21 protein-coding genes and 4 tRNA genes are annotated in these 21,279 nt (G+C 65.5%); 1 reads left to right on the top strand and 24 read right to left on the bottom strand.

Going from position 1 to position 21,279, the window contains the following annotated elements:
- From ACFVIV_RS38465 to ACFVIV_RS38580, 24 genes are all read right to left on the bottom strand, one after another.
- Positions 1-2,069: DNA-directed RNA polymerase subunit beta (locus tag ACFVIV_RS38465; RefSeq protein WP_379205168.1), on the bottom strand; the 2,069-nt coding region annotated here is incomplete at its 3' end.
- A gap of 476 nt (positions 2,070-2,545) precedes the next feature.
- Positions 2,546-3,253, bottom strand: coding sequence for a hypothetical protein (locus ACFVIV_RS38470; RefSeq protein ID WP_379205170.1), 708 nt, complete (start codon positions 3,251-3,253; stop codon positions 2,546-2,548).
- Positions 3,254-3,265: 12 nt separating this feature from the next.
- A complete protein-coding gene (locus ACFVIV_RS38475; protein WP_379205171.1) occupies positions 3,266-4,006 on the bottom strand; it encodes a hypothetical protein in 741 nt (246 codons plus the stop codon).
- A 49-nt stretch (positions 4,007-4,055) separates the two neighbouring features.
- Positions 4,056-5,297 carry an MCE family protein gene (locus tag ACFVIV_RS38480; protein ID WP_379205172.1) on the bottom strand — a complete coding sequence of 414 codons (1,242 nt, stop codon included), beginning with the start codon at positions 5,295-5,297 and terminating at the stop codon, positions 4,056-4,058.
- Positions 5,294-6,535: an MCE family protein gene (locus ACFVIV_RS38485; protein WP_379205174.1), complete on the bottom strand. Its 1,242-nt coding sequence runs from the start codon at positions 6,533-6,535 to the stop codon at positions 5,294-5,296. Before ACFVIV_RS38485 ends, ACFVIV_RS38480 begins: the two co-directional genes overlap by 4 nt.
- Entirely contained in the window at positions 6,532-7,788 is a 1,257-nt protein-coding gene (locus ACFVIV_RS38490) for an MCE family protein (protein WP_379205176.1), read from the bottom strand. The genes ACFVIV_RS38485 and ACFVIV_RS38490 overlap by 4 nt, the downstream gene beginning before the upstream one ends.
- Before the next feature lie 2 nt (positions 7,789-7,790).
- Complete coding sequence (locus ACFVIV_RS38495) at positions 7,791-8,798, bottom strand: MCE family protein (RefSeq protein WP_379205177.1); 1,008 nt, start codon at positions 8,796-8,798, stop codon at positions 7,791-7,793.
- Positions 8,798-9,886, bottom strand: a complete 1,089-nt coding sequence (locus ACFVIV_RS38500) for an MCE family protein (RefSeq protein WP_379205179.1) — start codon at positions 9,884-9,886, stop codon at positions 8,798-8,800. Before ACFVIV_RS38500 ends, ACFVIV_RS38495 begins: the two co-directional genes overlap by 1 nt.
- A complete protein-coding gene (locus ACFVIV_RS38505; protein ID WP_379205181.1) occupies positions 9,883-11,238 on the bottom strand; it encodes an MCE family protein in 1,356 nt (451 codons plus the stop codon). The genes ACFVIV_RS38500 and ACFVIV_RS38505 overlap by 4 nt, the downstream gene beginning before the upstream one ends.
- Positions 11,235-12,053 carry an MlaE family ABC transporter permease gene (locus tag ACFVIV_RS38510; protein WP_379205196.1) on the bottom strand — a complete coding sequence of 273 codons (819 nt, stop codon included), beginning with the start codon at positions 12,051-12,053 and terminating at the stop codon, positions 11,235-11,237. Before ACFVIV_RS38510 ends, ACFVIV_RS38505 begins: the two co-directional genes overlap by 4 nt.
- Before the next feature lie 51 nt (positions 12,054-12,104).
- Positions 12,105-12,812 carry an ABC transporter permease gene (locus ACFVIV_RS38515; RefSeq protein ID WP_245721933.1) on the bottom strand — a complete coding sequence of 236 codons (708 nt, stop codon included), beginning with the start codon at positions 12,810-12,812 and terminating at the stop codon, positions 12,105-12,107.
- Positions 12,813-12,909: 97 nt separating this feature from the next.
- Positions 12,910-14,016 carry an ABC transporter ATP-binding protein gene (locus tag ACFVIV_RS38520; RefSeq protein WP_379205182.1) on the bottom strand — a complete coding sequence of 369 codons (1,107 nt, stop codon included), beginning with the start codon at positions 14,014-14,016 and terminating at the stop codon, positions 12,910-12,912.
- 190 nt (positions 14,017-14,206) lie between these two features.
- Entirely contained in the window at positions 14,207-14,587 is a 381-nt protein-coding gene (rplL, locus tag ACFVIV_RS38525; protein ID WP_379205184.1) for a 50S ribosomal protein L7/L12, read from the bottom strand.
- 102 nt (positions 14,588-14,689) lie between these two features.
- Complete coding sequence (gene rplJ, locus ACFVIV_RS38530; protein ID WP_379205185.1) at positions 14,690-15,214, bottom strand: 50S ribosomal protein L10; 525 nt, start codon at positions 15,212-15,214, stop codon at positions 14,690-14,692.
- Positions 15,215-15,605: 391 nt separating this feature from the next.
- Entirely contained in the window at positions 15,606-16,316 is a 711-nt protein-coding gene (gene rplA, locus ACFVIV_RS38535) for a 50S ribosomal protein L1 (RefSeq protein WP_379205186.1), read from the bottom strand.
- Positions 16,317-16,386: 70 nt separating this feature from the next.
- Positions 16,387-16,821, bottom strand: coding sequence for a 50S ribosomal protein L11 (rplK, locus tag ACFVIV_RS38540; protein ID WP_379205188.1), 435 nt, complete (start codon positions 16,819-16,821; stop codon positions 16,387-16,389).
- Positions 16,822-16,975: 154 nt separating this feature from the next.
- Complete coding sequence (gene nusG, locus ACFVIV_RS38545) at positions 16,976-17,782, bottom strand: transcription termination/antitermination protein NusG (protein ID WP_379205189.1); 807 nt, start codon at positions 17,780-17,782, stop codon at positions 16,976-16,978.
- 114 nt (positions 17,783-17,896) lie between these two features.
- Positions 17,897-18,277, bottom strand: coding sequence for a preprotein translocase subunit SecE (gene secE, locus ACFVIV_RS38550; RefSeq protein ID WP_379205191.1), 381 nt, complete (start codon positions 18,275-18,277; stop codon positions 17,897-17,899).
- A 31-nt stretch (positions 18,278-18,308) separates the two neighbouring features.
- Positions 18,309-18,381: transfer RNA gene (locus tag ACFVIV_RS38555), tRNA-Trp, on the bottom strand.
- Positions 18,382-18,551: 170 nt separating this feature from the next.
- Entirely contained in the window at positions 18,552-19,634 is a 1,083-nt protein-coding gene (locus ACFVIV_RS38560; protein ID WP_379205193.1) for a fused (3R)-hydroxyacyl-ACP dehydratase subunits HadA/HadB, read from the bottom strand.
- 162 nt (positions 19,635-19,796) lie between these two features.
- Complete coding sequence (rpmG, locus tag ACFVIV_RS38565) at positions 19,797-19,967, bottom strand: 50S ribosomal protein L33 (RefSeq protein WP_029925945.1); 171 nt, start codon at positions 19,965-19,967, stop codon at positions 19,797-19,799.
- A 45-nt stretch (positions 19,968-20,012) separates the two neighbouring features.
- Positions 20,013-20,085 (bottom strand) — tRNA-Met (locus ACFVIV_RS38570).
- A gap of 79 nt (positions 20,086-20,164) precedes the next feature.
- Positions 20,165-20,237 (bottom strand) — tRNA-Thr (locus ACFVIV_RS38575).
- A gap of 214 nt (positions 20,238-20,451) precedes the next feature.
- Positions 20,452-20,534 (bottom strand) — tRNA-Tyr (locus tag ACFVIV_RS38580).
- Between the two features lie 139 nt (positions 20,535-20,673).
- Between ACFVIV_RS38580 and ACFVIV_RS38585 the strand changes: the two genes are divergently transcribed.
- Entirely contained in the window at positions 20,674-21,165 is a 492-nt protein-coding gene (locus ACFVIV_RS38585) for a YajQ family cyclic di-GMP-binding protein (RefSeq protein ID WP_379205194.1), read from the top strand.
- Positions 21,166-21,279 lie beyond the last annotated feature (114 nt).

Consider the following 21,279-nt stretch of genomic DNA (forward strand, 5'->3'; position numbering starts at 1 on the left):
CCATCGGCGAGCACATGCCCGGCCTCCACCCGCATGCCCTCATCCACGATCGGACGCTGGTTGGCGCAGGTGCCCTGGTTCGAACGCTCGAACTTACGCAGGCGGTACGAGCGGCGGGTGCCGTCGTCGTGCATGACGGTGATGAAGTCGGCCGAAACCTCTTCCACCACACCGGCCTTCTGGTTCACGACCACATCGCCGGCGTCGACGGCGGCGCGCAGCTCCATGCCGGTGCCGACCAGCGGCGACTCGGAACGGATCAGCGGCACGGCCTGACGCTGCATGTTCGCGCCCATGAGGGCACGGTTGGCGTCGTCGTGCTCGAGGAACGGGATCATGGCGGTCGCGACCGACACCATCTGGCGCGGCGAGACGTCCATGTAGGTCACCTCGGCCGGGGAGACGTATTCCATCTCCTCGTTGCCGCGGCGCGCGAGGACCTTCTCCTCGAGGAAGTTGCCGTCGCGGTCGACCGGCGAGTTCGCCTGGGCGCGGACCTCGCGGTCCTCCTCGTCGGCGGTGAGGTACTTGACCTCATCGGTGACGCGGCCGTTCTCGACCTTGCGGTACGGGGTCTCGATGAAACCGAACGGGTTGACCCGCGCGTACACCGACAGCGAGCCGATCAGGCCGATGTTCGGGCCTTCCGGGGTCTCGATCGGGCACATGCGGCCGTAGTGCGAGGGGTGGACGTCGCGGACTTCCAGGCCGGCGCGCTCACGGGACAGACCGCCCGGGCCCAGCGCCGACAGACGGCGCTTGTGGGTCAGACCCGAGAGCGGGTTGTTCTGGTCCATGAACTGCGACAGCTGCGAGGTTCCGAAGAACTCCTTGATCGCGGCCACCACCGGGCGGATGTTGATCAGGGTCTGCGGCGTGATGGCCTCGACGTCCTGGGTGGTCATGCGCTCGCGGACGACGCGCTCCATGCGGGAGAGGCCGACCCGGATCTGGTTCTGGATCAGCTCGCCCACGGTGCGCAGACGGCGGTTGCCGAAGTGGTCGATGTCGTCGACCTCGACGGGAACCTCGGCGCCGCCCGGCGCGGTCATCAGGCGATCGCCCTGGTGCAGGCGGACCAGGTACTCGATCGTGGAGACGATGTCTTCCTTGGTCAGCACCGAACCCGTGACCGGCTTGTCGAGGTTCAGGCCCAGCTTCTTGTTGACCTTGTAGCGGCCGACGCGGGCCAGGTCGTAGCGCTTCTCCTTGAAGAACAGGTTCTCCAGCAGGGTCTGCGCGGACTCCTTGGTCGGCGGCTCGCCCGGACGCAGCTTGCGGTAGATGTCCAGCAGCGCCTCGTCCTGACCCGGAGTGCTGTCCTTCTCCAGGGTGGACATCATGATCTCGGAGAAACCGAAGCGCTCGGTGATCTCCTCGGCGGTCATGCCCAGTGCCTTCAGCAGCACGGTGACCGGCTGGCGGCGCTTGCGGTCGATGCGCACGCCGACGGTGTCGCGCTTGTCGACGTCGAACTCCAGCCACGCACCGCGGGACGGGATGACGCGCACGGAGTGCAGCGTCTTCTCGGTGGACTTGTCGATCGACTCGTCGAAGTACACGCCCGGCGAACGGACCAGCTGCGAGACGACCACGCGCTCGGTGCCGTTGATGATGAAGGTGCCCTTGTCGGTCATCATCGGGAAATCGCCCATGAAGACCGTCTGAGACTTGATCTCACCGGTGTTGTTGTTGATGAACTCCGCGGTGACGAACAACGGCGCCGCGTAGGTCATGTCCTTGTCCTTGCACTCCTCGATGGAGGCCTTGACCTCTTCGAAGCGCGGGTCGGAGAAGGACAGGGACATGGAACCGGAGAAGTCCTCGATCGGCGAGAGCTCCTCGAGCACCTCCTCGAGACCGCCGTACGGATTGACGTCGCCGCGCGCCGTGGCGCGCTCCCGCCAATCCGATGCGCCGACGAGCCATGCGAATGATTCGGTTTGTAGATCGAGAAGGCCCGGAACCTCGAGAGGCTCACGAATCTTCGCGAAAGACACCCGCTTCGGGGCTCCGGGAATACCGGCCTTGGTCTGGGTGGAGACTGCCAAGATGCGTCCTTCCAGCACCTCACGCGCGTCGCGTGGTGGTCCGCGACCGTCGCTTGTCTGCTACGAATTCCGCTGGTTACGACCCGAACGAAACCCGAACAGCAAACAGCGTAAGTAACACCGGAAGGTGGAACTTTCGTCGATGCGATCAAGGTATGGACAGGAGGCAGCCAGCGCAACGTCCAAAACTACACCCAAACCTACGGGGGTGTCAAAGTACCACCCGCGGTGATCCCCGGAGGGCTAACGCGCCGAAGCGTGTCCGTGACGATGTCCACACCGTTCACAACGGTGATCCGAACCGTCTCGCGACGACGTTCGCGCCGTGGGCCGACCGGTCCCCGGCGTCCGCTGGCTGCGATGTGCCGGGCCTCGTCGGCGTCTGTTTCCCCTGTGACAGCCGCCGCTGTTGTGAATAGCGTGACGGCTCCGGCCAAACTCGTCAAGTGGCGGAGCGAGTTGACAATTGCGAGTTCCCCTGCCCCGCTACAAGATCACTTGTCGGCGATCTCCGAGGCCAGCCAGGCGCCGTCGCGCTTCTCCATGCGCAGCACGATCGGGCCCGAGGCCAGGGGCTGCGGGTTGCCGTCCTTGACCGCCTCGATATTGAGATTCACCAGGAGTTCGGCGCGATCGCCGGTCAGCAGCGTCACACCGATGGGGTCGGCGGTGGCCTTGGTATCGGTCTGCGTCTGCTTGATGGCGTCGATGCCGGTGTCGAGGGTCTTGTCGGCATTGAACTCGTCGAGCATCTTGCCGGTCATGACCTTGCGGGCATTGTCGCGGAAGCTGTCGATGTCCTTGGCGCTGTAGCCGTAGATGGTGGTGAGGGCGTGCTGGGCGGCGGCCTTCACTTCATCGGTGGCGCCGTTGTCGACGTAGGCGAGATTGCTGTCGTCGGCGCCCGGACGCAGGAAGCCGACCACGGCGACGAGCGCGAGCACGACGGCCGCGCCGCCGCACAGGGCGGCCGTGCGGCGGTTCCGCGCCGAGCCACCCGGCTCGGGCTTCGGCTTCGGCCGGGTGACCTTCTTCATCCGGGCGGACATGGCGGCGCGGCCGGATTTCGTCGATTGCTCCGCCGCCGCGGTCGGCCGCTCCGCGGCCTGGACGTCGGCGGCTGTGACGCGGTTGCCGGCACTGCGCTGGGCGGCCGGGCGGCGCTTCGAGGTGACCCGGTTGACGGGACGTTTGTTGGCCATGGTCACTCCCTGCTAGTTGCCCGGCGCGGGGGTCGGTTCGGTGGTCGGCGCCGGCGCGGGCGCCTCCGTGGCGGGCTGCTGCTGCAGGGCCGCGCCGCCGGAGTCGAGCTGGATGGGCTCGCCGAGGTTCTGCGCCTTCTCGGCCTTCCAGGTGTCGCCGACCTTGACCATGTCCAGCGACCAGGACTGCAGGAAGGTGGCGGGCTGTCCGCCGGGCCAGCTGCGGGTGATCTTCAGGACCACGAAGGCCCCGGCGTGGTCGAGCTCGCTGTTCAGCGAGGTCAGCGAGGAGCCCTCGACACTCGCGGACATGCGCGTCTTGGCCTCGGTGACCTGCTGTTTCAGCGAGTCGAGATCCTTGGTCTGATCGTCGTGCAGCTGCCCGGTGGTGGAGGAAATCATGGTCTTCAGGGAGCCGTCGACATCGTCCGGGTTGAACGACATGAGGTTCACCGCCGCCTGCTGGGCATCGCTGAGCGCGGCCTCGCGGGCCTGGGCGCGGGGGCGGTCGTGCAGCAGCCCGTCCACGATCCAGGTGCCGCCGAACCAGGCGGCGGCCACCGCCGCGATGGCCAGCAGGCCGATCGCGGCCAGGGTCACGGGATTGCGCGAACCGGTCTGCTCCGACGCGTCCTTCGTCGCCTTCGGCCGCGAATCAGCGTCCGGCGCGGACGGGCGAGCGGCCTCGGCTGCGGCCGATTCCGCCGCTTTCCCGAGGTTTGCGCTCTGTTCGCTGTCCTTTTGCTGGCTCACGCCGCCACCATACTTTCCGCCCGGTGCGACGCGGCCTCCGCTCGGTACGTCACCGCTTCGGGGTGACGCCCATGAGCGTGGCCAGCTGGGTCGCCACCGGGTTCAGGTTGAGTTTGTCCGGATCGTACTTCGGCTTGTCGTCCCACGGCTGCGGCACGCTGGGATCGGCCAGCTCGGCTCGCTCACCGCCGCGCACCGCGGTTTCACTGCCTTGCGGGACAAGGCATTTCGCGTTGGTGTTGAACGGGAAGTCGTCGCGGGTGTCGTCGAAGTTCGGGTTCTGGGCCTTCTGTTCGGCCAGGATCTGCTGGGTGCCTTCGTAACCCACGGTGCAGGCCGGCGGATTATTGGTCTCCAGGACCAGGCCGAAGTGGGTGGTGCCGTCGCCGGGGGCGGTGGCCGAGGCGCCGATGGACAGCAGCGGCAGCATCTGCAGTACCGGGCCCAGGGCGTAGAACTTGGGCGAGATGGCGATCAGCAGGGTGCGCAGATTCGTCAGGTCCGTGGTGAGCGCCGGGCCGCTCTCGGCCAGCAGCCGGCGGATCTGATCGCCGGAATCGGTGCCGGTGCCGATCAGGCGGCGGATATCGGGATCATTGGAACGCAGTTGCGCGGCAAGCTGATCCAGGCCGTCGGAGAACTGCCGGATGGCCGGGGACTGCTCCTCCTGGGTCTGCAGCACGGTCTTGGCCTGCCGGATGAGGTCCAGGGTCTGCGGCAGGTTCTCCATACCGGTCTGGCTGAACTTGTTGAGCGAGTCCACCAGGATCTGCAGATCGTCGCCCTTGCCGTCGAAGGCCTTGCCGAGCTCGGTGATGGTGGTCGACAGCGCCACCAGGTCGGTGGTGCTCGCGAAGTGGTCGACGCTGCCCAGCAGGGTCTCCACCCGGATCGGCAGCTGCGCGCCCACGATGACCGAGCCGTCCTTCAGGTACGGCGCACCGGAGCTGGTCGGCTGCAGATCCACGTACTGCTCGCCGATGGCGGAGCGGTTGGCCACCACGGCCTGCGCGCTCAGCGGGACCTTCGGCTTGCCGGAATCCATTTCGAGGGTGACGACCACGCCGTCGGGGGTGATGTCCAGATCGCCGACCCGGCCGACCGGGACGCCGCGGTAGGTGACCTCGGCGCCCTTGGACAGATTGCCGGTCTCGGGCATCTGCAGCGTGACCCGGTAGAGGCCGAAGCCGAGCATATTGTCCAGCCGCACGTATTTGGCGCCGACGAAGGCGACGCCGAGCACGGCGATGAGGCCGAAGGCGATCAGCTGATAGCGCACCAGTTTCGTCATCGCGGACCACCCACTCCCAGCTGCTCGAGAATCGTCCCCAGCGGATCGGTGGGACCGGGCTGCCCGGCCGGGCGCACCACGGTCGGCGGCAACGGCAGCAGCGAGATGGTGGGCCAGCCGCCGCGCGGGCCGTTGCCGTTGTAGTACGGGTTGGACGGATCCACGTTCACCTGCCGGCCGTTCGGCGGGAGGTATACCGGATCCGGTTTGCCCACACCGAGATTCGACAGCAGGGTGCCGATCTCCAGGTCCACCGACAGCCAGGTGTTGACCTGGCCGCCGAAGGCGGACTTGATGGCCTCGTCCGGGAACGGGTAGGTGGGGATGAGCGGGAACGCGGTCACCAGGTCACCGGCGGAGTTGCCGAGTTCCTGGAGCGTCGGGCGCAGCGAGGACAGGTCGGTGATGAGGTCGTCCTTGGACCTGTCCAGGATGTCGAATCCGGCCTGCCCCACCCGATCCAGCTGGGCGAGCAGCTGAATCAGCTGCGGCCGTTGCTCATTGAGGATCTGGATGCCCTGCGGCAGCTCGTCGAGGATCTTGGAGATCTGCTCGGTCTGGGTGCCCACGCGGGAGCTGAGCGTGGCCAGCCCGTCGAGGGCGCGGGTGATGTCGTCGACCTGCTGATTGAGCCCGTCGATGAGGGTGTTGGCCTGCTCCAGCAGGGAGCGCACCTTGCCCTCGCGGCCCTCCAGGGTCTTGTTCAGCTCCACCACGATGGGCTGCAGCTGTGCCACGCCGCCGCCGTTGAGCAGCAGGGAGAGCGCGCCGAGCACCTGCTCCACCTCGGTGGCGGTGCGGGTGTTCTGGACCGGGATGGTGGCCCCGTCCTTCAGCTTCGCCGTGTCGGGATCATTGGCGGGCGCGGACAATTCGATGAACTTCTCACCGAGCAGGTTGGACTGGCGCACCTCGGCCCGGGCATTGGCCGGCAGGTTGACGTCGTTCTTGACCACCGTCTTCACGCTGGCCGTCCAGCCGTCGGGGGCAAGCTCGATCTTGTCGACGCGGCCGACCGCGACGCCGTCGACCTTCACCGTCGACTGCGGCACCAGGTCCAGCACATCGGAGAAGTGGATGTCGATGTGCAGCGGATTCGAGCCCACCTCCGCGCCGCCGGGCAGCGGAATGCTGGACACGCCGCCGCAGCCGGAGGCCAGCAGCGTCACCGCGCCGAGCGACACGGCGGTCAGGGCAAGTCTTTTCGGGGCAAGTCTTTTCAGGGCGAGGCGTGTCATCGCTGGCCACCTCCCTCGGACGGCGGCAGCGCATCGGACTCATTGCCCGGCACGGTGCCCGGAACCACATTGCGCTGTTCGTTGTCCCCGCTGAGGATGCCGAACGGGAGGATCAGCGTCGGCGTCTTCACGCCTGCGGTGAGCTGGTCGGTAATGATCTTGCAGTGGTCCAGGATGGGCTGCATCTGCCGCGTGATGGCATCGAACTTCGGATCGCCCGGCCGCAGTTTGCCCAGGTCCAGCATCTTGCACAGCACGCCGAACGGGTCCTGCAGATCGGTGAAGTTGGGCCGCATATCGAGGGTGCCGGTCTCACCGTTGTGCACATTGATGAGATTGCTCAGCGCGGTCGGAATGAGCGGCAGCGCGGTGGCCAGATCATCGCGCTGATCGGCGAGGGTCTGGGTGAGCTTGGTCAGCGCTTCGGCATTGGACTGCACCAGTTCCCGGTTGTCGTCGATGAACCGGGCCACATCGCCGAGGGCGATGGACAGCAGATTCAAAGCGTCGCCGAGGTTCTGGCGCTCACCGGCGAGGAACCCGGTCAGCGAAGCCAGCTGGGTGTTGAAAGTCCGCACCTGCGCGTCGTTCTCGCCGAGCATCTGCACGAACTCCTGCAGGTTCTTCACGGTGTCGAAGATGTCGGTGCGCGAATCCGACAGTGCGGCAGCGGCCTTCGACAGCTGGGTGAAGCTGTTGGCGAGCGCCTCGCCATTGCCGGAGAGGTTCTGCGCGGTCGTGCGCACCAGCTCGTTCACCGCACCGTCCTTGTTGGCGCCATTGGGGCCCAACGCATCCGACAGTTCGGTAATGCTCTTGTAGAGCCGGTCCACCTCGACCGGGGTCGCGGTGCGGTCCTTGGGGATGGTGGCATTGCGCCCCATCTTGGGCCCGCCCTGGTAGGCGGGGGCCAGCTGGATGTACCGGTCCGAGACCACCGACGGCGTGATCTGCGCGGCCTTGGCATCGGCGGGGACATCGAACTTACGGTCCACCGACATGACGACCTTGACCTGCTCGCCCTCCGGCGTCACCGAGTCGACCTTGCCGACCGGCACCCCGAGGATGCGCACATCCGAGCCCTCGTAAATGCCCACGGAGCGATCGAAATACGCGGTGATGGTGGTGGTGTTGAGCTTGTCCCAGCCCCACCAGCCGGCCGCGGCCAGCAGCACCGCCACGGCCGCCACACCCGCGATGAGCTTGCTCTTGGGACTGGCCGCTTGCAGGGCGGTGAGCGGATTCTTCGCCATGGCTAGCCTCCCATCTTCCGGATCGGCTCACGGTCGCCCGGAATCTCGGGCAGGGCCGGCGGGATCAGATTGGTGATCACCGCGTCGAACCAGCGGCCGGTGCCCAGCACGTTCGCGTACAGCCCGTAGAACGGCGCGGCCAGAGTGAGGGTCTTGGAGATATTGGCCTGATTGGCATTGAGCAGGTCGATGGAGGCATTGAGGTTGGTCAGCGCCGGACCGATCTGCTCCTCGTTGTCGTGCACCAGCGCGGTCAGTTCCGCCGCAACGGTTTTCGCGCCGGAGAGCAGCTGCCCGATAGCCTGCTGCCGCACGTTCAGCTCGGCCAGCAACTGGCCGCCCTTGGCGAGCAGCCGCTCGAATTCGGCATTGCGGTCGGCCAGCACCTGGGTGGTCTGCTTGGTGGCGGCGAACAGCGTCTTGAGCTGATCGTCGCGCTTGGCCAGCGACTCCGACAGGCGGGCCACGCCGTCGATGGAACCGCGGATCTCCGGCGGGGTGGCCGAGAACGCCTCGGAGAGCACCTTCATGCTCTGCGCCAGCTGCGCGGTGTCGGTCTGCTCGATATCGGCGGCGGCATCGCTGAAGGCGTCCACCACATCATAGGGAGAAACGGTGCGCGACAGCGGAATCGGATCGCTGGGATCGGCCGGGCCGGAGCCCTTGGGATCCAGCGCCAGGTACTTCTGCCCGAGCAGCGTCTTGATCTGGATGGACGCCGAGGTCTCATTGCCGATCCAGGCGTCCTGGGTGCGGAAGTCCACCAGCACCTTGTCACCGTCGAGGCGCACGTCCTGCACCGAGCCGACCTTCACGCCGGCAATGCGGACCTCATTGCCCTTCTTCAGGCCCGCGGCCTCGGAGAATTCGGCGGTGTACTTGGTGCCGGCGCCGATGATGGGCAGCTTGTCCAGACTGAAGGCCGTCATGGTCACCAGCAGCACCATGATCAGGCCCAGTCCGCCCATGAACGCCGGACTGCGCTTGCCGAGCACGGCACGGTCGTCCATCAGCGGCCTCCCTTCCCATGGCAGCGCGGGGCCGGATTCGTATAGATCGGCTGGTTGATGGTCGGCATATGTTCCAGTGCGGCAGGCATGTTCAGCTGCTGAGCGTCCTGCAGACCGGGTCCGGCGACAATGTCGATGCCGCACAGATAGAACTGGAACCAGGAGCCGTAACTCGCGGCGCGGCCCAGCTTCTCCATCTTGATGGGCAGGTTGGCCAGGCCCTGGTTGACCTCGTCGGAGCGCTCGTTGAGGGTGCCGGTGAGCTGATTCAGGCCCGCGATGGCGCCCTGCAGATTCGGCCGCACCGGAACCAGCAGATCCGCGGTGGCATCGGCCAGATTGCCCAGCGAGCTGATGGCCGAGCCGATGGTGCCGCGTTCGGCATTGAGCCCGGTGATCAGCGCCTCGGTATTGACGATGAGCTGATCCAGTTGCCCGTCATGGGAATTCACCGCGGCCAGGACCTTGTTGAGGTTCTCCACCACCGCGCCGATCACCGCGTCCTTGTCGGCGATCTTGTTGGTGAGGGCGGCGGTATTGGCCACCAGATCCCGGATGGTGCCGGCCTCGCCCTGGAAGACCTGGATGATCTCGTAGGACAGCTTGTTCACGTCATCGGGCGTGAGGGTCTGGAACAGCGGCCGGAAGCCGTTGAACAGCTCGGTCAGATTGAGCGCGGGCTTGGTGCGATCCAGCCCGATGGTGCCGCCCTCGTTGAGTTTGCGGCCCTGCTCCCCCGCGCCCTGTTCCAGCGCGATATAGCGCTGCCCCACCAGGTTCCGGTACTTGATGGTCGCGGTGGTGGAGGCGGGCAGCCAATCCCGGTCGGAGACTTGGAATTCCACATTCGCCAGGCGCTTGTCCACAATGGACACCTTGGTCACCTTGCCCACCCGCACGCCCGCGATGCGCACCTCGTCGCCGGGGTTCAGGGAGGTCACATCGGTGAAGCGGGCATTGAACGTGGTGCCGCCACCGCCGTAATTGGCAATGGTCAGCGCCAGCATGCCGGTGGCGAAGACGGTCACCGCGATGAAGATCGCGAGCTTGGTAATGGTCGGCCCGAGGCCGCGCAGCAGATCCTTCATCGGATGGTCACCTCACTCCCGCGGAAGGCCGGCGCCGAGATGCGGGAGATCCAGCCCGGCACCTGATCCGGCGAAACACCCTGCGCCGCACCGCCGATGGCGTTCAGCGTCTGCTGCTCCAGCGGGGATCCCACGGTGGTCGGGGTGAACGGCCCGAACACCTTGTACTGCGGCTCCGGCATGATGCCGATGGCCTGATCACCCGGGGTGCGGCTGGGCGGCTGGTAGGAGCCGTCATTGGCCGAGCCATTGGTGTACTGGCCCGGATCCACGCCCAGCGGGTACTCCGGAATGCACATGGGTCCGCGCGGATCGAACCAGCGCGGCTCGTCCTGATTGGGCACATAGCGGCCGCGCGGATTCACGATCTCGACGGTCACGCGCGAGCCCGGCATATCGGTGCCGATGCCGAAGATCTCGTCGATGCGCGGCTTCATCTGCGCGAAATTGGCCAGCGCGCAGGAGTATCCCGGCGAGTACTTGGCCAGAGCCTCCAGCGCGGGCCGGGAGTCGGCGGCCACATCGATGATGTTGTCGCGATTGGCCACCAGGAAGTCGGCCAGATCCGAGGAGCTCGGGGTGAGCACCGCCATGAGCGTGTCGATATCCCAGCGCTTCTGCACGACGGTGGCATTGAGGGTGCGCAGATTGTTCAGCGCGTCCACCAGCTGCGGCGCGGCATCGGCGTAGGTGTCCGCCACCTCGGCGAAGCTGCGCAGATCCTCTTGCAGCGTGGGCAATTCGGTGTTCACCTGGGTGAAGATGGTGTCGAGCCGATCGATGGTGTGGCCCAGCTCCTCACCCTGGCCCTGCAGCGCCTGCGATACCGCGCCCAGCGTGGAGGCCAGGTATTGCGGCGGCACCGCCTGCAGCAGCGGCAGGATGTGATCGAGCAGCTGGCTCACCTCGACGGCATCGCCGCTGGTGTCCTGGTGCAGGGTCATGCCCGCGGTAATGTGCTGTGCGCTCGGCTCGGCCGGCCACACCAGTTCGATGTAGCGCTCGCCGAACAGTGTCTTGGGCAGCAGGCGCGCGGAGACATTGGCCGGAATCTTGTCGGCCATATCGGGATTCAGCGCCAGTTGCAGCGTGACGTCCTTGCCGTTGAATTCGCTGCTGCGCACCTCGCCGACCGTCACGCCGCGGACCTTCACATCGGCATTGCGGGTCAGGGCATTCCCGACGGTATCGGTGATCAGATCCACCTTCACCGTCTGCACGAACTGCTTGTTGTAGATGGCCACGGTGGTCCACAGGAACAGTGCCACCACCACGAAGAACAGCACGCCGAGGGTGCGCGAGCGCAGCTTCTCGGTGGAGCGCCAGAACTGCACGCGCCTGGGGTTGCTCATCCGGCCACCCGCACCGTCGTGGTCGTGCCCCAAATCGCCAGGGACAGGAAGAAATCCAGAATATTGATGAGCACGATGGCGGCGCGCACCGCCCGGCCGACCGCCACGCCCACACCCGCGGGACCGCCGGTGGCATTGAAGCCGTAGTAGCAGTGCACCAGGATGATGACGAAGGCGAAGACGAGCACTTTGATGAACGAATATATGACGTCTTCGGGTGGCAGGAAGAGACTGAAATAGTGGTCGTAGGAACCACTGGATTGACCATTGAAATAGATGCTGATCAGCCGTGACGCGATGTACGTGCCGAGCAGGCCGACAATGTAGAGCGGAATGACCGCCAGGAATCCGGCGATCACGCGCGTGGTCACCAGGAACGGCACGCCCGGCACCGCCATGACCTCGAGCGCGTCGATCTCCTCCGAGATCCGCATAGCGCCCAGCTGCGCGGTGAAACCACAGCCCACCGTCGCCGAAAGCGCAAGCGCCGCAACCAGGGGCGCGAGTTCACGGGTATTGATGTAGCCGGTCAGGAAGCCGGTGAGCACACCGGAGCCCAGCGCGTCCAGGGCCTTGAAGCCCTGCAGGCCCACGACCACGCCGACCGAGGCCGACATGAACACGATGACGCCGATGGTGCCGCCAATCACCGCCAGCGCACCCGAGCCGAAGGTCACCTCGGCCAGCAGCCGCATGACCTCCTTGCGGTAGTGCACGGCGGTCTTCGGAATCCACGCGATGGCGCGCGTGTAGAACGACATCTGGTCCCCGGCCCGGTCGACCAGGTTCACCGGAGCCTTGAGCACGCCGGTCATCCGGCGCGCCCCCCGGGTGAAAGCGGTGGTGCGCTGTGAGACAACCATGGATCACGCGCCCTTGGCGGGGACGACCTGAAGGTAGATCAGGGTGAGGATCAGGTTCAGGAAGAACAGCACCAGGAAGGTGATCACCACGGATTGGTTCACGGCGTCGCCTACTCCTTTCGGTCCCCCTTTGGGATGCAGGCCCTTGTAGGCGGCGATGACGCCCGCCACGAGGCCGAAGATCAGCGCCTTGATCTCGCCGATCCAGAGGTCGGGCAGCTGCGCCAGCGCGGAGAACGAGGCCAGGTAGGCGCCCGGCGTGCCGCCCTGCAGGCCGACATTGAAGCCGTAGCCGCCGACAATGCCGACCACCGAGACCAGGCCGTTGAGCAGCAGGGCGACCAGCATCATGCCCAGCACGCGCGGCACCACCAGGCGGTGGATGGGGTCGATGCCCAGCACCTCCATGGCATCGATCTCCTCGCGAATGGTGCGCGAGCCGAGATCGGCGGCGACGGCCGAGCCGGCCGCCCCGGCGATGATCAGCGCGGTCACCACCGGTGCGGCTTGCTGCACGGTTGCCAGCACACTGGTGGCGCCGGTGAAGGCCTCCGCGCCCAGCTGCTTGATGAGCGAGCCGGTCTGCAGAGCCACCACCGCGCCGAACGGGATTGCCACCAAAGCCGCAGGGAGAATCGAGACACTCGCGATGAACCACGACTGCTCGAGGAACTCCCGCCACTGGAACGGCCGGCGGAACGTCTTGCGCATGACATCCAAGAGCAGCGCGAAGATGTTGCCGGCCTGGGCAAGACCCGACTCGACCGGGGTGCGCAGTCGCGTCAGGGTTTGGTTCACGCGGCGTATGTTACCCGTTAGTCAGGTTCTGTCGAACTGTAGTGTCGAACGAGCCCTGATAGGCGGGAAGGACCTGCGTGTCGGCATCGCCATTGGACTCCAGCGATTCCCGGATGGCTTCCTGCGCGGCCGGGGGCAGGGTGTGCAGGATCTGACGCACCCGCTCACGGCGGCGATGCACCGCCTGCCGCACCGGCATACCCGGCTGGGCCTTCATCTGCGGGATGATGCCCTCGACCTCTTCGGCGCCGCCCGCGTGGTGGCCGGCGTCGAACATGGCCTGCTCGCGGGCCATCTGTGACTCGTCCTTCTCCTCGGACATGCCGATCGGGCCGATCATGCGGCCGTTGAGGAACTGCTTGACCACCGGCTCGTCGGAGGTGAGCAGCACCTCGCGGGGACCGAACATGACCAGATTGCGGCGGAACAGCATGCCGATGTTGTCCGGCACCGTGCGCGCCAGGTTGATGTTGTGGGTGACGATCAGGATCGTGGCGTCGATCTGGGCGTTGATATCGATCAGCAGCTGCGACAGATAGGTGGTGCGCACCGGATCCAGACCGGAGTCCGGCTCGTCGACGAGAATGATCTGCGGATCCAGCACCAGGGCGCGGGCCAGGCCGGCGCGCTTGCGCATACCGCCGGAGATCTCACCCGGCAGCTTGCCCTCCGCGCCCAGCAGACCGGTCAGCTCGAGCTTCTCCATGACGATCTTCTTGATCTCGGATTCGCTCTTCTTGGTGTGCTCGCGCAGCGGGAAGGCCACATTGTCGAACAGGTTCATCGACCCGAACAGCGCGCCGTCCTGGAACAGCACGCCGAACAGTTTGCGGATCTCGTAGAGCTCCTTGTTGGAGCAGGTCGTGATATCGGTGCCATCGATGTAGATGGAGCCGCGCTCGGGGCGCAGCAGACCGATCAGCGACTTCAGAAAGACGGACTTACCGGTACCGGAGGGGCCGAGCAACGCACTGACTTCCCCCGGCGGCAGCGTCAGAGTGACATCCTGCCAAATTCGTTGCGAACCGAACGACTTGGTGATGCCCTCGGTCCTGACCTCGACGCCCACGCCAACCTCCACAATTTCTCCGACGAGCGCACTACCGTGGCGGCCCATGCGCGGTGGGGCGCATCACAGTAGGTTCGGCCACTGTATCGCATGCCGTCCGTCTCGGACACCGGGACCTGACTGATGAGTAAACAAATCACGAGGCAATCACGGGCCACGACATGCGAAAAGGGCGGCCCCCAATCGGGGACCGCCCTTTCACGAGATGCGGAGTTACCGCAACCAAGCTTCCGTCGAATTACTTGACGGTGATCTTGGCGCCGGCCTCTTCCAGCTTGGCCTTGGCGGCCTCGGCGGCATCCTTGGCGACCTTCTCCAGGATCGGCTTCGGGGCGCCCTCGACCAGGTCCTTGGCTTCCTTCAGGCCCAGGCCGGAGACGATCTCGCGGACGACCTTGATGACCTGGATCTTCTTGTCGCCGGCCGACTCCAGGATGACGTCGAACTCGTCCTGCTCCTCGGCGGCCTCAGCGGCGGCACCGGGGGCGGCAGCGGCGGCAACGGCGACCGGAGCGGCAGCGGTGACCTCGAACTTCTCCTCGAACGCCTTCAGGAACTCCGAGAGCTCCAGCAGGGTCATGTTGCCGATTTCCTCGAGCAGCTGCTCAACGTTGGCCATTGTGTTTCCTTTCGGGTGGGGTCATCTCCGCGGGGCGGCGATGAAATGCTTTGTGTTGGTGACTGATTCGTCGTCGCAAGGACTCGGAAACGCCGATGCCGATTAAGCGGCCTCGTTGCGCTTCTTCTCCTCGAGGGCCACGAGCAGGCGGGCGGCCTTGGTCGCCGGGGCGGCGAACAGACCGGCAGCCTTGGACAGGTTGCCCTTCATGGCGCCGGCCAGCTTGGCCAGCAGGACCTCGCGGGACTCCAGGTCGGCGATCCGCTCAACTTCGGACACGGACAGCGCGACGCCGTCCATGTAGCCGCCCTTGATGATCAGCGCCTTGTTGTCCTTGGCGAAAGCCTTGAGCGCCTTCGCGGCGTCGACCGGCTCACCCTTGATGAAGGTGATGGCGGTCGGACCGACGAACAAGTCATCCAGGCCTTCCACGCCGGCCTCTGCGGCAGCGCGCTTGACCAGGGTGTTCTTGGCGACGGAGTAGGTGGCGTTCGCGCCCAGGGCACGACGCAGCTCGGTGATCTTGCCGACCGACAGGCCACGGTATTCCGTGACAACGGTGGCCGTCGCGGTCGCGAACTGCTCCTTGATCTCCGCAACCGCGGTGACCTTTTCAGGCTTTGCCATACTTCGCCTCCTCTCTGGATGGTCGGTGTGTATATGTACTACCGACTTCCCGGTGGAGGCCCGGAGACAAAGCAAACGCCCCGGACGCAGAGTGGTCCCGGGGCGTAGAAGAAACAACGGCGAACAGCTGCTCGCAATATTGTTTCCCAACCTCGGCTCTCCCTGCGTGGGCCGCCGGCAATGTTGCCGGACCTTCGACTGCCCCAGGGGCAGCAACCAACGGTCTTCGGTAGAACGATTGGGGTTGATCACCGGACGAGCCGATGACCGTCGTCCACTATAGCGGACCGCTCTCTATCTGCCAAAACGGGGTAAAGCAAAAGGGCTGGTACGGAGATTCCGTACCAGCCCTTCAGGCTATTGCGTTGCTACGCAGCCACTTCCCCGAGAATCAGTCTTCCTCGGCGAAGTTGCGGGTGCGGTTCGGATCCACCGGGATGCCCGGTCCGGTGTTCGTGGAGAACGTCACCTTCTTGACGTAGCGGCCCTTCGCGGTGGAGGGCTTGACGCGCAGGATCTCGTCGAGGGCGGCGCCGTAGTTCTCGGCCAGCTTCTTCTCGTCGAAGGAAGCCTTGCCGATGACGAAGTGCAGGTTGGCCTGCTTGTCGACGCGGAAGTTGATCTTGCCGCCCTTGATGTCGTTGACGGCCTTGGTCACATCGGGGGTGACGGTGCCGGTCTTCGGGTTCGGCATCAGGCCGCGCGGGCCCAGCACGCGCGCGATACGACCGACCTTGGCCATCTGATCCGGGGTGGCGATGGCGGCGTCGAACTCCAGCCAGCCGCCCTGGATGCGCTCGATCAGGTCCTCGGCGCCCACGGCGTCCGCACCGGCGGCCTCGGCCTCGGCGGCCTTGTCGCCGACGGCGAACACGATGACGCGGGCGGTCTTACCGGTGCCGTGCGGCAGGTTGACGGTGCCGCGGACCATCTGATCGGCCTTGCGGGGATCGACACCCAGACGGACGGCGACCTCGACGGTGGCGTCGGTCTTGGTGGTGGCGGTCTCCTTCGCCAGCCGCGCGGCGGCCAGCGGAGCGTAGAGCGCGGAGCGGTCGACCTTGGCGGCCGCCTCGAGATAAGCCTTGCTTCGTTTTGCCATGTTTCTCTGTCCTTGTCTAAGTCAGAAGTGGTGCGGGACAGGCGGTCCCTCCCACACGAGCTCGAAAGCTCTACTCCGCGATGGTGATACCCATCGAGCGGGCGGTACCAGCGATGATCTTCGCGGCGGCGTCGATGTCGTTGGCGTTGAGGTCTTCCTGCTTGGTCTTGGCGATCTCGCGGATCTGATCCATGGTGACCTGGGCGACCTTGTTGCGGTGCGGCTCGGCGGAGCCCTTCTGCACACCGGCGGCCTTCAGCAGCAGACGCGCGGCGGGCGGCGTCTTCAGCTTGAAGTCGAACGAGCGGTCTTCGTAGACCGTGATCTCGACCGGGATGACGTTGCCGCGCTGCGACTCGGTCGCGGCGTTGTACGCCTTGCAGAACTCCATGATGTTCACGCCGTGCTGACCCAGCGCCGGACCGACGGGCGGTGCGGGGTTGGCCTGGCCGGCCTGGATCTGGAGCTTGATAAGCCCAGAGACCTTCTTCTTCTTCGGGGGCATCTTTCTTCCTTGGTTAGGTTCCTTGCGGAATATCCGCAAGCCTTATCCGGGACATGCGCCCCCGCATGTTTGACGACAGTCAAGCTAAGCGCAGGCGCAACCCGGCAAGTGTAGTCGCAGGTTCATCGGAGGCCCAAAGCGCCCCCGACTCCAACTAGATCTTGGCGACCTGGGTGAAGGCCAGTTCGACCGGAGTCTCGCGGCCGAAGATCGAGACCAGCACCTTCAGCTTCTGCTGCTCGGCATTGACCTCGGAGATGCTGGCGGGCAGCGTCGCGAACGGGCCGTCCATGACGGTGACCGACTCGCCGACCTCGAAATCGACCTCGATGGTGGGCTTCACGACCGGGGTCTCGCCCGCGGTCTCGGCGCCGGTGGCGGCAGCGGCGGCGGCCGGGGCGGCCTTCTTCTGCTGCGCGGCCGGAACCAGGAACTTCACCACATCGTCGATGGACAGCGGCGAGGGACGCGAGGTGGCGCCGACGAAACCGGTGACGCCGGGGGTGTTGCGCACCGCGCCCCAGGACTCGTCATTGAGGTCCATGCGGACCAGGATGTAGCCCGGCAGCACCTTGCGGTTGACGTTCTTGCGCTGGCCGTTCTTGATCTCGGTGACCTCTTCGGTCGGCACCTCGACCTGGAAGATGTAGTCCTCGAGACCGAGGTTCTGCACGCGGGTCTCGAGATTGGTCTTCACCTTGTTCTCGTAGCCGGCGTAGGAGTGGATGACGTACCAGTCGCCGGGGGCGCGCCGCAGCGCGGCCTTCATCTCGGCAACGGGATCGGCGGGCTCGGCGTCGACGGGCGCGGCCGGCGCTGCGTCTTCGGCGTCACCGGACCCAGCGGCGGCTTCCTCGTCGGCCGGCGCGGGGTCCACGGCGTCCTCGACGTCGGTGATGGTCTCGTCCATCACGTCGTCGACCGGGAATTCCTCGGTTGTGCCGTTCTCCGGGGTGCTCACTGGGGCACTCGCTTCCTTGTCGTCACGTAATCCTCTGCGCGCCGGGGTCACACCCGGCGGATGGTCCGGCCCCCGCCTCTGCTCGGGGTCCGGTTACCCGGCGCCGACGGTCCGCTAGCCGAAGAGCCAGTTGACACCCTTGATCAGTGCCACGTCCAAACCGCTGATGAACGCAACCATGAAGACCACGAACACCAGAACAACGGTCGTATAGGTGACCATCTGCTTGCGGTTGGGCCAGATCACCTTGCGAAGTTCGGAAATGACTTCCTTCAGGAACTTCACCAGGCGCTTGAACGGATTGCCCGTTCCGCTGCGACCGGCCTTGCCGGACTGCTTTGCCTTGGCCGGCACCGAGGGGCGATCGATCGTCGCGACACCGTTCGCAGACGACGACGCGGTACGCGATCGCCGGGCGGAACGCTTGCCGCTCGGACGAGCCACCGCGGCGGTGTCTTCGCCATCTTCGTGGCGAGAATCCCGCTCGTCGCTCACGTCGATCCTCTCTCGTCGCTGGCATTCAGGGCAGGGGCGACAGGACTTGAACCTGCAACCTGCGGTTTTGGAGACCGCTGCTCTGCCAATTGAGCTACGCCCCTTCGGCTGAACATTGGGTCGCCCAGCCACCATTATCTATTCATTTGTACATGCCGGGTATTCACAAAGCACGCGCGCCGCTCCTCGGAGCAGCGCGCAGCGGCTGGTGACCCCAGATTCCCGAGTGTACGTTACCCCGATCGGCAATCGCCAATCGGGGCCGGGCGCTCGCTCAGGCCAGTTGCACGGTCGCGGTGGCGCGGCCGAAGATCTTGCGGCCCTCCGATTTCGCCACGATGGCGACCACCGCGGTGCGGGTTTCCGGATCCACCGACTTGACCTTGCCGGTGTACTCGATTTCCGCGGGACGCTCGGCGGGCACGTACACCGGGCTGGTGAATCGGACGTTGTACTCCTTGACCGCGCCCGGATCGCCGAGCCACGAGGTGACGAAACCGCCGCCCAGGCCCATGGTGAGCATGCCGTGCGCGACCACGTTCTCCAGGCCGGCCAGCTTCACCACATCATCGCTCCAGTGGATCGGATTGGCGTCGCCGGAGACGCCGGCGTAGTTCACCAGGTCACCGCGGGTGAGGCGCACCACGCGCGCGGGCAGTTCGTCGCCGGCGGCCACATCCTCGAAGCGGATGGCGTGCTTGCCCGGCTTCACCTCGCCGCGCGCGGTCACCTCGATCGGCTGCGGCGGCTCCGGAATGGCCAGCGGCAGGCTGGGCGCGTGGTGCTCGACCCGCTCGTCCGGGCCGATGCCGTGCATGAGCACCTTGCGCACGGTCTCGTCGATATTGGGATCGATATCACCGCCGCTGCGGCCGATGAGAGTGGTGTAGGTGGTGAGCACCAGTTCGTCGTTCTGCGCGACGACATCGTTCTTGGTGACGATGATGTCGCCGCCGAAGGCCTGCCGGAAGGAGTGCAGGTAGACGATGCAGGAGAGCTGATCGCCGGCCTTGATGGGCCGGTGGAATTCCAGGATCTGATCGGTCTGCATGATCTGGCTCAGGTCGTAACCCGTGACGATCTGCTCGAAGAGCTTGCGCTGGGCCAGAATTCCGACCAGGGAGATGAAGGTGAGCGGCGCCACCAGACCGTCGTGCCCGTACTCCCGGGCGACGTCCTCGTCCCAGTGCACCGGGTGGTAGTCCTGCACGGCGCGGGCGTACTCGCGCACCTTCTCGCGGCCGACCTCGTAGTAGTCGTCCACGCGGTAGTGATGGCCGACCATGGCGGCGGCGTGCGCGGCCGGATCGAAAGCCTCGACGGTTTCGGCCTTTTCGGCCTCGGTGTTGATCGTCACGGTAGGAAGTTTCCTATCTGACCCGCATCCGGGCCGGCGGAGCGCTGACCAAACCGCTATATACACCAAGTGCCGGACCGGGGCCACTGTCCCCTTGTCTGGGGGACGGAGCAGCTTGCCGATCCGGCACTTCTTCCACGCGGTAGATCGCGCGGGGTTAAGTTAGCGAGATTCGCGGTGCGCCCGGTGGGTACCGCAGTTCGGGCAGAACTTCTTGAGCTCCAGCCGATCCGGGTCGTTACGCCGGTTCTTCTTGGTGATGTAGTTGCGGTGCTTGCACTGCTCGCAGGCCAAGGTGATCTTTGGCCGGATATCAGTGGACTTCGCGGCCACGATTTGCCTTCTTTCCGGTCAACCTGATGGTTAATCAGTATGGGGTAGCGATGGCCGGACTTGAACCGGCGACACAACGATTATGAGTCGTTTGCTCTACCGACTGAGCTACACCGCCATATGTGCGCTGTATTGCGGTGGCGGCTTCCCGGTCATCTCCTGGAGTTGCCAAGTCGGTCACCACCGGCAATCCGGCGAGCCCCCTAACGGAATCGAACCGTTGACCTTTTCCTTACCATGGAAACGCTCTGCCGACTGAGCTAAGGGGGCGTGTCTGCGTTGCTCCGGGCTTTGCACCGGGGCGCTGAAGACTTGAACGAGGTTACACAACATCGGACCCAAGCTCCAAACCGGCTGTTCAGGACCGGTTTTTGCGGTAGATCAACTGGGTACCCGGTGGAGTCGTTCGCCAGGTTCGCCCGATGCCGGGCCCGGAAACAGAAGAACCCCCGTGGACGTGAGTCCACGGGGGTTCTTCAGGGAGTGGCAGATGTAGGATTCGAACCTACGTAGGCTCTCGCCGACAGATTTACAGTCTGCTCCCATTGGCCGCTCGGGCAATCTGCCGTGCGCCGTATCCGGTGCGCTGAGCAGAATACCCCGAACCCCTGCCCGGAATGCAAACCGGCTGGATACCGCCATGGCAGACCGGCTAGCGTCGACGGTTGAAAACCCGATCTTTCCCTCTCGCGGACAGGAGCAGAGTGTGGCCGATTCATCGTTCGATGTCGTCAGCAAGGTCGACCGGCAGGAGGTCGACAACGCGCTGAATCAGGCCGGCAAGGAGCTCAGCCAGCGCTACGACTTCCGCGGGACGGGCGCGAGCATCGAATGGTCGGGCGAGGAGAAGATCATCATCAGCGCCGAGTCCGAGGATCGCGTGAAGGCGGCGCTGGAGGTGTTCAAGGAGAAGCTGATTCGCCGCGACATCTCGCTCAAGGCGTTCGAGGCCGGGGACCCGCAGGCCTCCGGGAAGGTGTACAAAATCACAGGCGAGCTCGTGCAGGGCATCACCTCCGAGAACGCCAAGAAGATCGCCAAGAAGATCCGCGACGAGGGTCCCAAGAGCGTCAAGGCGCAGATCCAGGGCGAGGAGCTCCGCGTCAGCTCCAAGAGCCGTGACGACCTCCAGGCGGTCATCTCGCTGCTCAAGAACAGCGACTTCGACATCGCCCTGCAATTCGTGAACTACCGCTGACAGCAGGGGGTTTCGTGGGGGCTACGCCCCCACACCCCCGGAGAGAGGGGTGGGGGTTACCCCCAAACCCCCAGCGGGGGCTACGCCCCCGCACCCCCGAGAAGAGTGCTGGGG

It is taken from the genome of Nocardia sp. NPDC127526, from assembly GCF_042672265.1.
Taxonomy (GTDB): domain Bacteria; phylum Actinomycetota; class Actinomycetes; order Mycobacteriales; family Mycobacteriaceae; genus Nocardia.

What these genes read in the sequence shown, in the direction of transcription:
- ACFVIV_RS38510 (WP_379205196.1), bottom strand. Translation starts at nt 12,053, where the DNA reads ATGACCGGCGTGCTCAAGGCTCCGGTGAACCTGGTCGACCGGGCCGGG.
- ACFVIV_RS38470 (WP_379205170.1), bottom strand. Translation starts at nt 3,253, where the DNA reads ATGGCCAACAAACGTCCCGTCAACCGGGTCACCTCGAAGCGCCGCCCG.
- ACFVIV_RS38490 (WP_379205176.1), bottom strand. Translation starts at nt 7,788, where the DNA reads ATGGCGAAGAATCCGCTCACCGCCCTGCAAGCGGCCAGTCCCAAGAGC.
- ACFVIV_RS38515 (WP_245721933.1), bottom strand. Translation starts at nt 12,812, where the DNA reads ATGCGCAAGACGTTCCGCCGGCCGTTCCAGTGGCGGGAGTTCCTCGAG.
- ACFVIV_RS38505 (WP_379205181.1), bottom strand. Translation starts at nt 11,238, where the DNA reads ATGAGCAACCCCAGGCGCGTGCAGTTCTGGCGCTCCACCGAGAAGCTG.
- rplA (WP_379205186.1), bottom strand. Translation starts at nt 16,316, where the DNA reads ATGGCAAAACGAAGCAAGGCTTATCTCGAGGCGGCCGCCAAGGTCGAC.
- ACFVIV_RS38500 (WP_379205179.1), bottom strand. Translation starts at nt 9,886, where the DNA reads ATGAAGGATCTGCTGCGCGGCCTCGGGCCGACCATTACCAAGCTCGCG.
- rplL (WP_379205184.1), bottom strand. Translation starts at nt 14,587, where the DNA reads ATGGCCAACGTTGAGCAGCTGCTCGAGGAAATCGGCAACATGACCCTG.
- ACFVIV_RS38485 (WP_379205174.1), bottom strand. Translation starts at nt 6,535, where the DNA reads ATGACACGCCTCGCCCTGAAAAGACTTGCCCCGAAAAGACTTGCCCTG.
- ACFVIV_RS38480 (WP_379205172.1), bottom strand. Translation starts at nt 5,297, where the DNA reads ATGACGAAACTGGTGCGCTATCAGCTGATCGCCTTCGGCCTCATCGCC.
- rplJ (WP_379205185.1), bottom strand. Translation starts at nt 15,214, where the DNA reads ATGGCAAAGCCTGAAAAGGTCACCGCGGTTGCGGAGATCAAGGAGCAG.
- rplK (WP_379205188.1), bottom strand. Translation starts at nt 16,821, where the DNA reads ATGCCCCCGAAGAAGAAGAAGGTCTCTGGGCTTATCAAGCTCCAGATC.
- ACFVIV_RS38495 (WP_379205177.1), bottom strand. Translation starts at nt 8,798, where the DNA reads ATGGACGACCGTGCCGTGCTCGGCAAGCGCAGTCCGGCGTTCATGGGC.
- ACFVIV_RS38520 (WP_379205182.1), bottom strand. Translation starts at nt 14,016, where the DNA reads ATGGGCCGCCACGGTAGTGCGCTCGTCGGAGAAATTGTGGAGGTTGGC.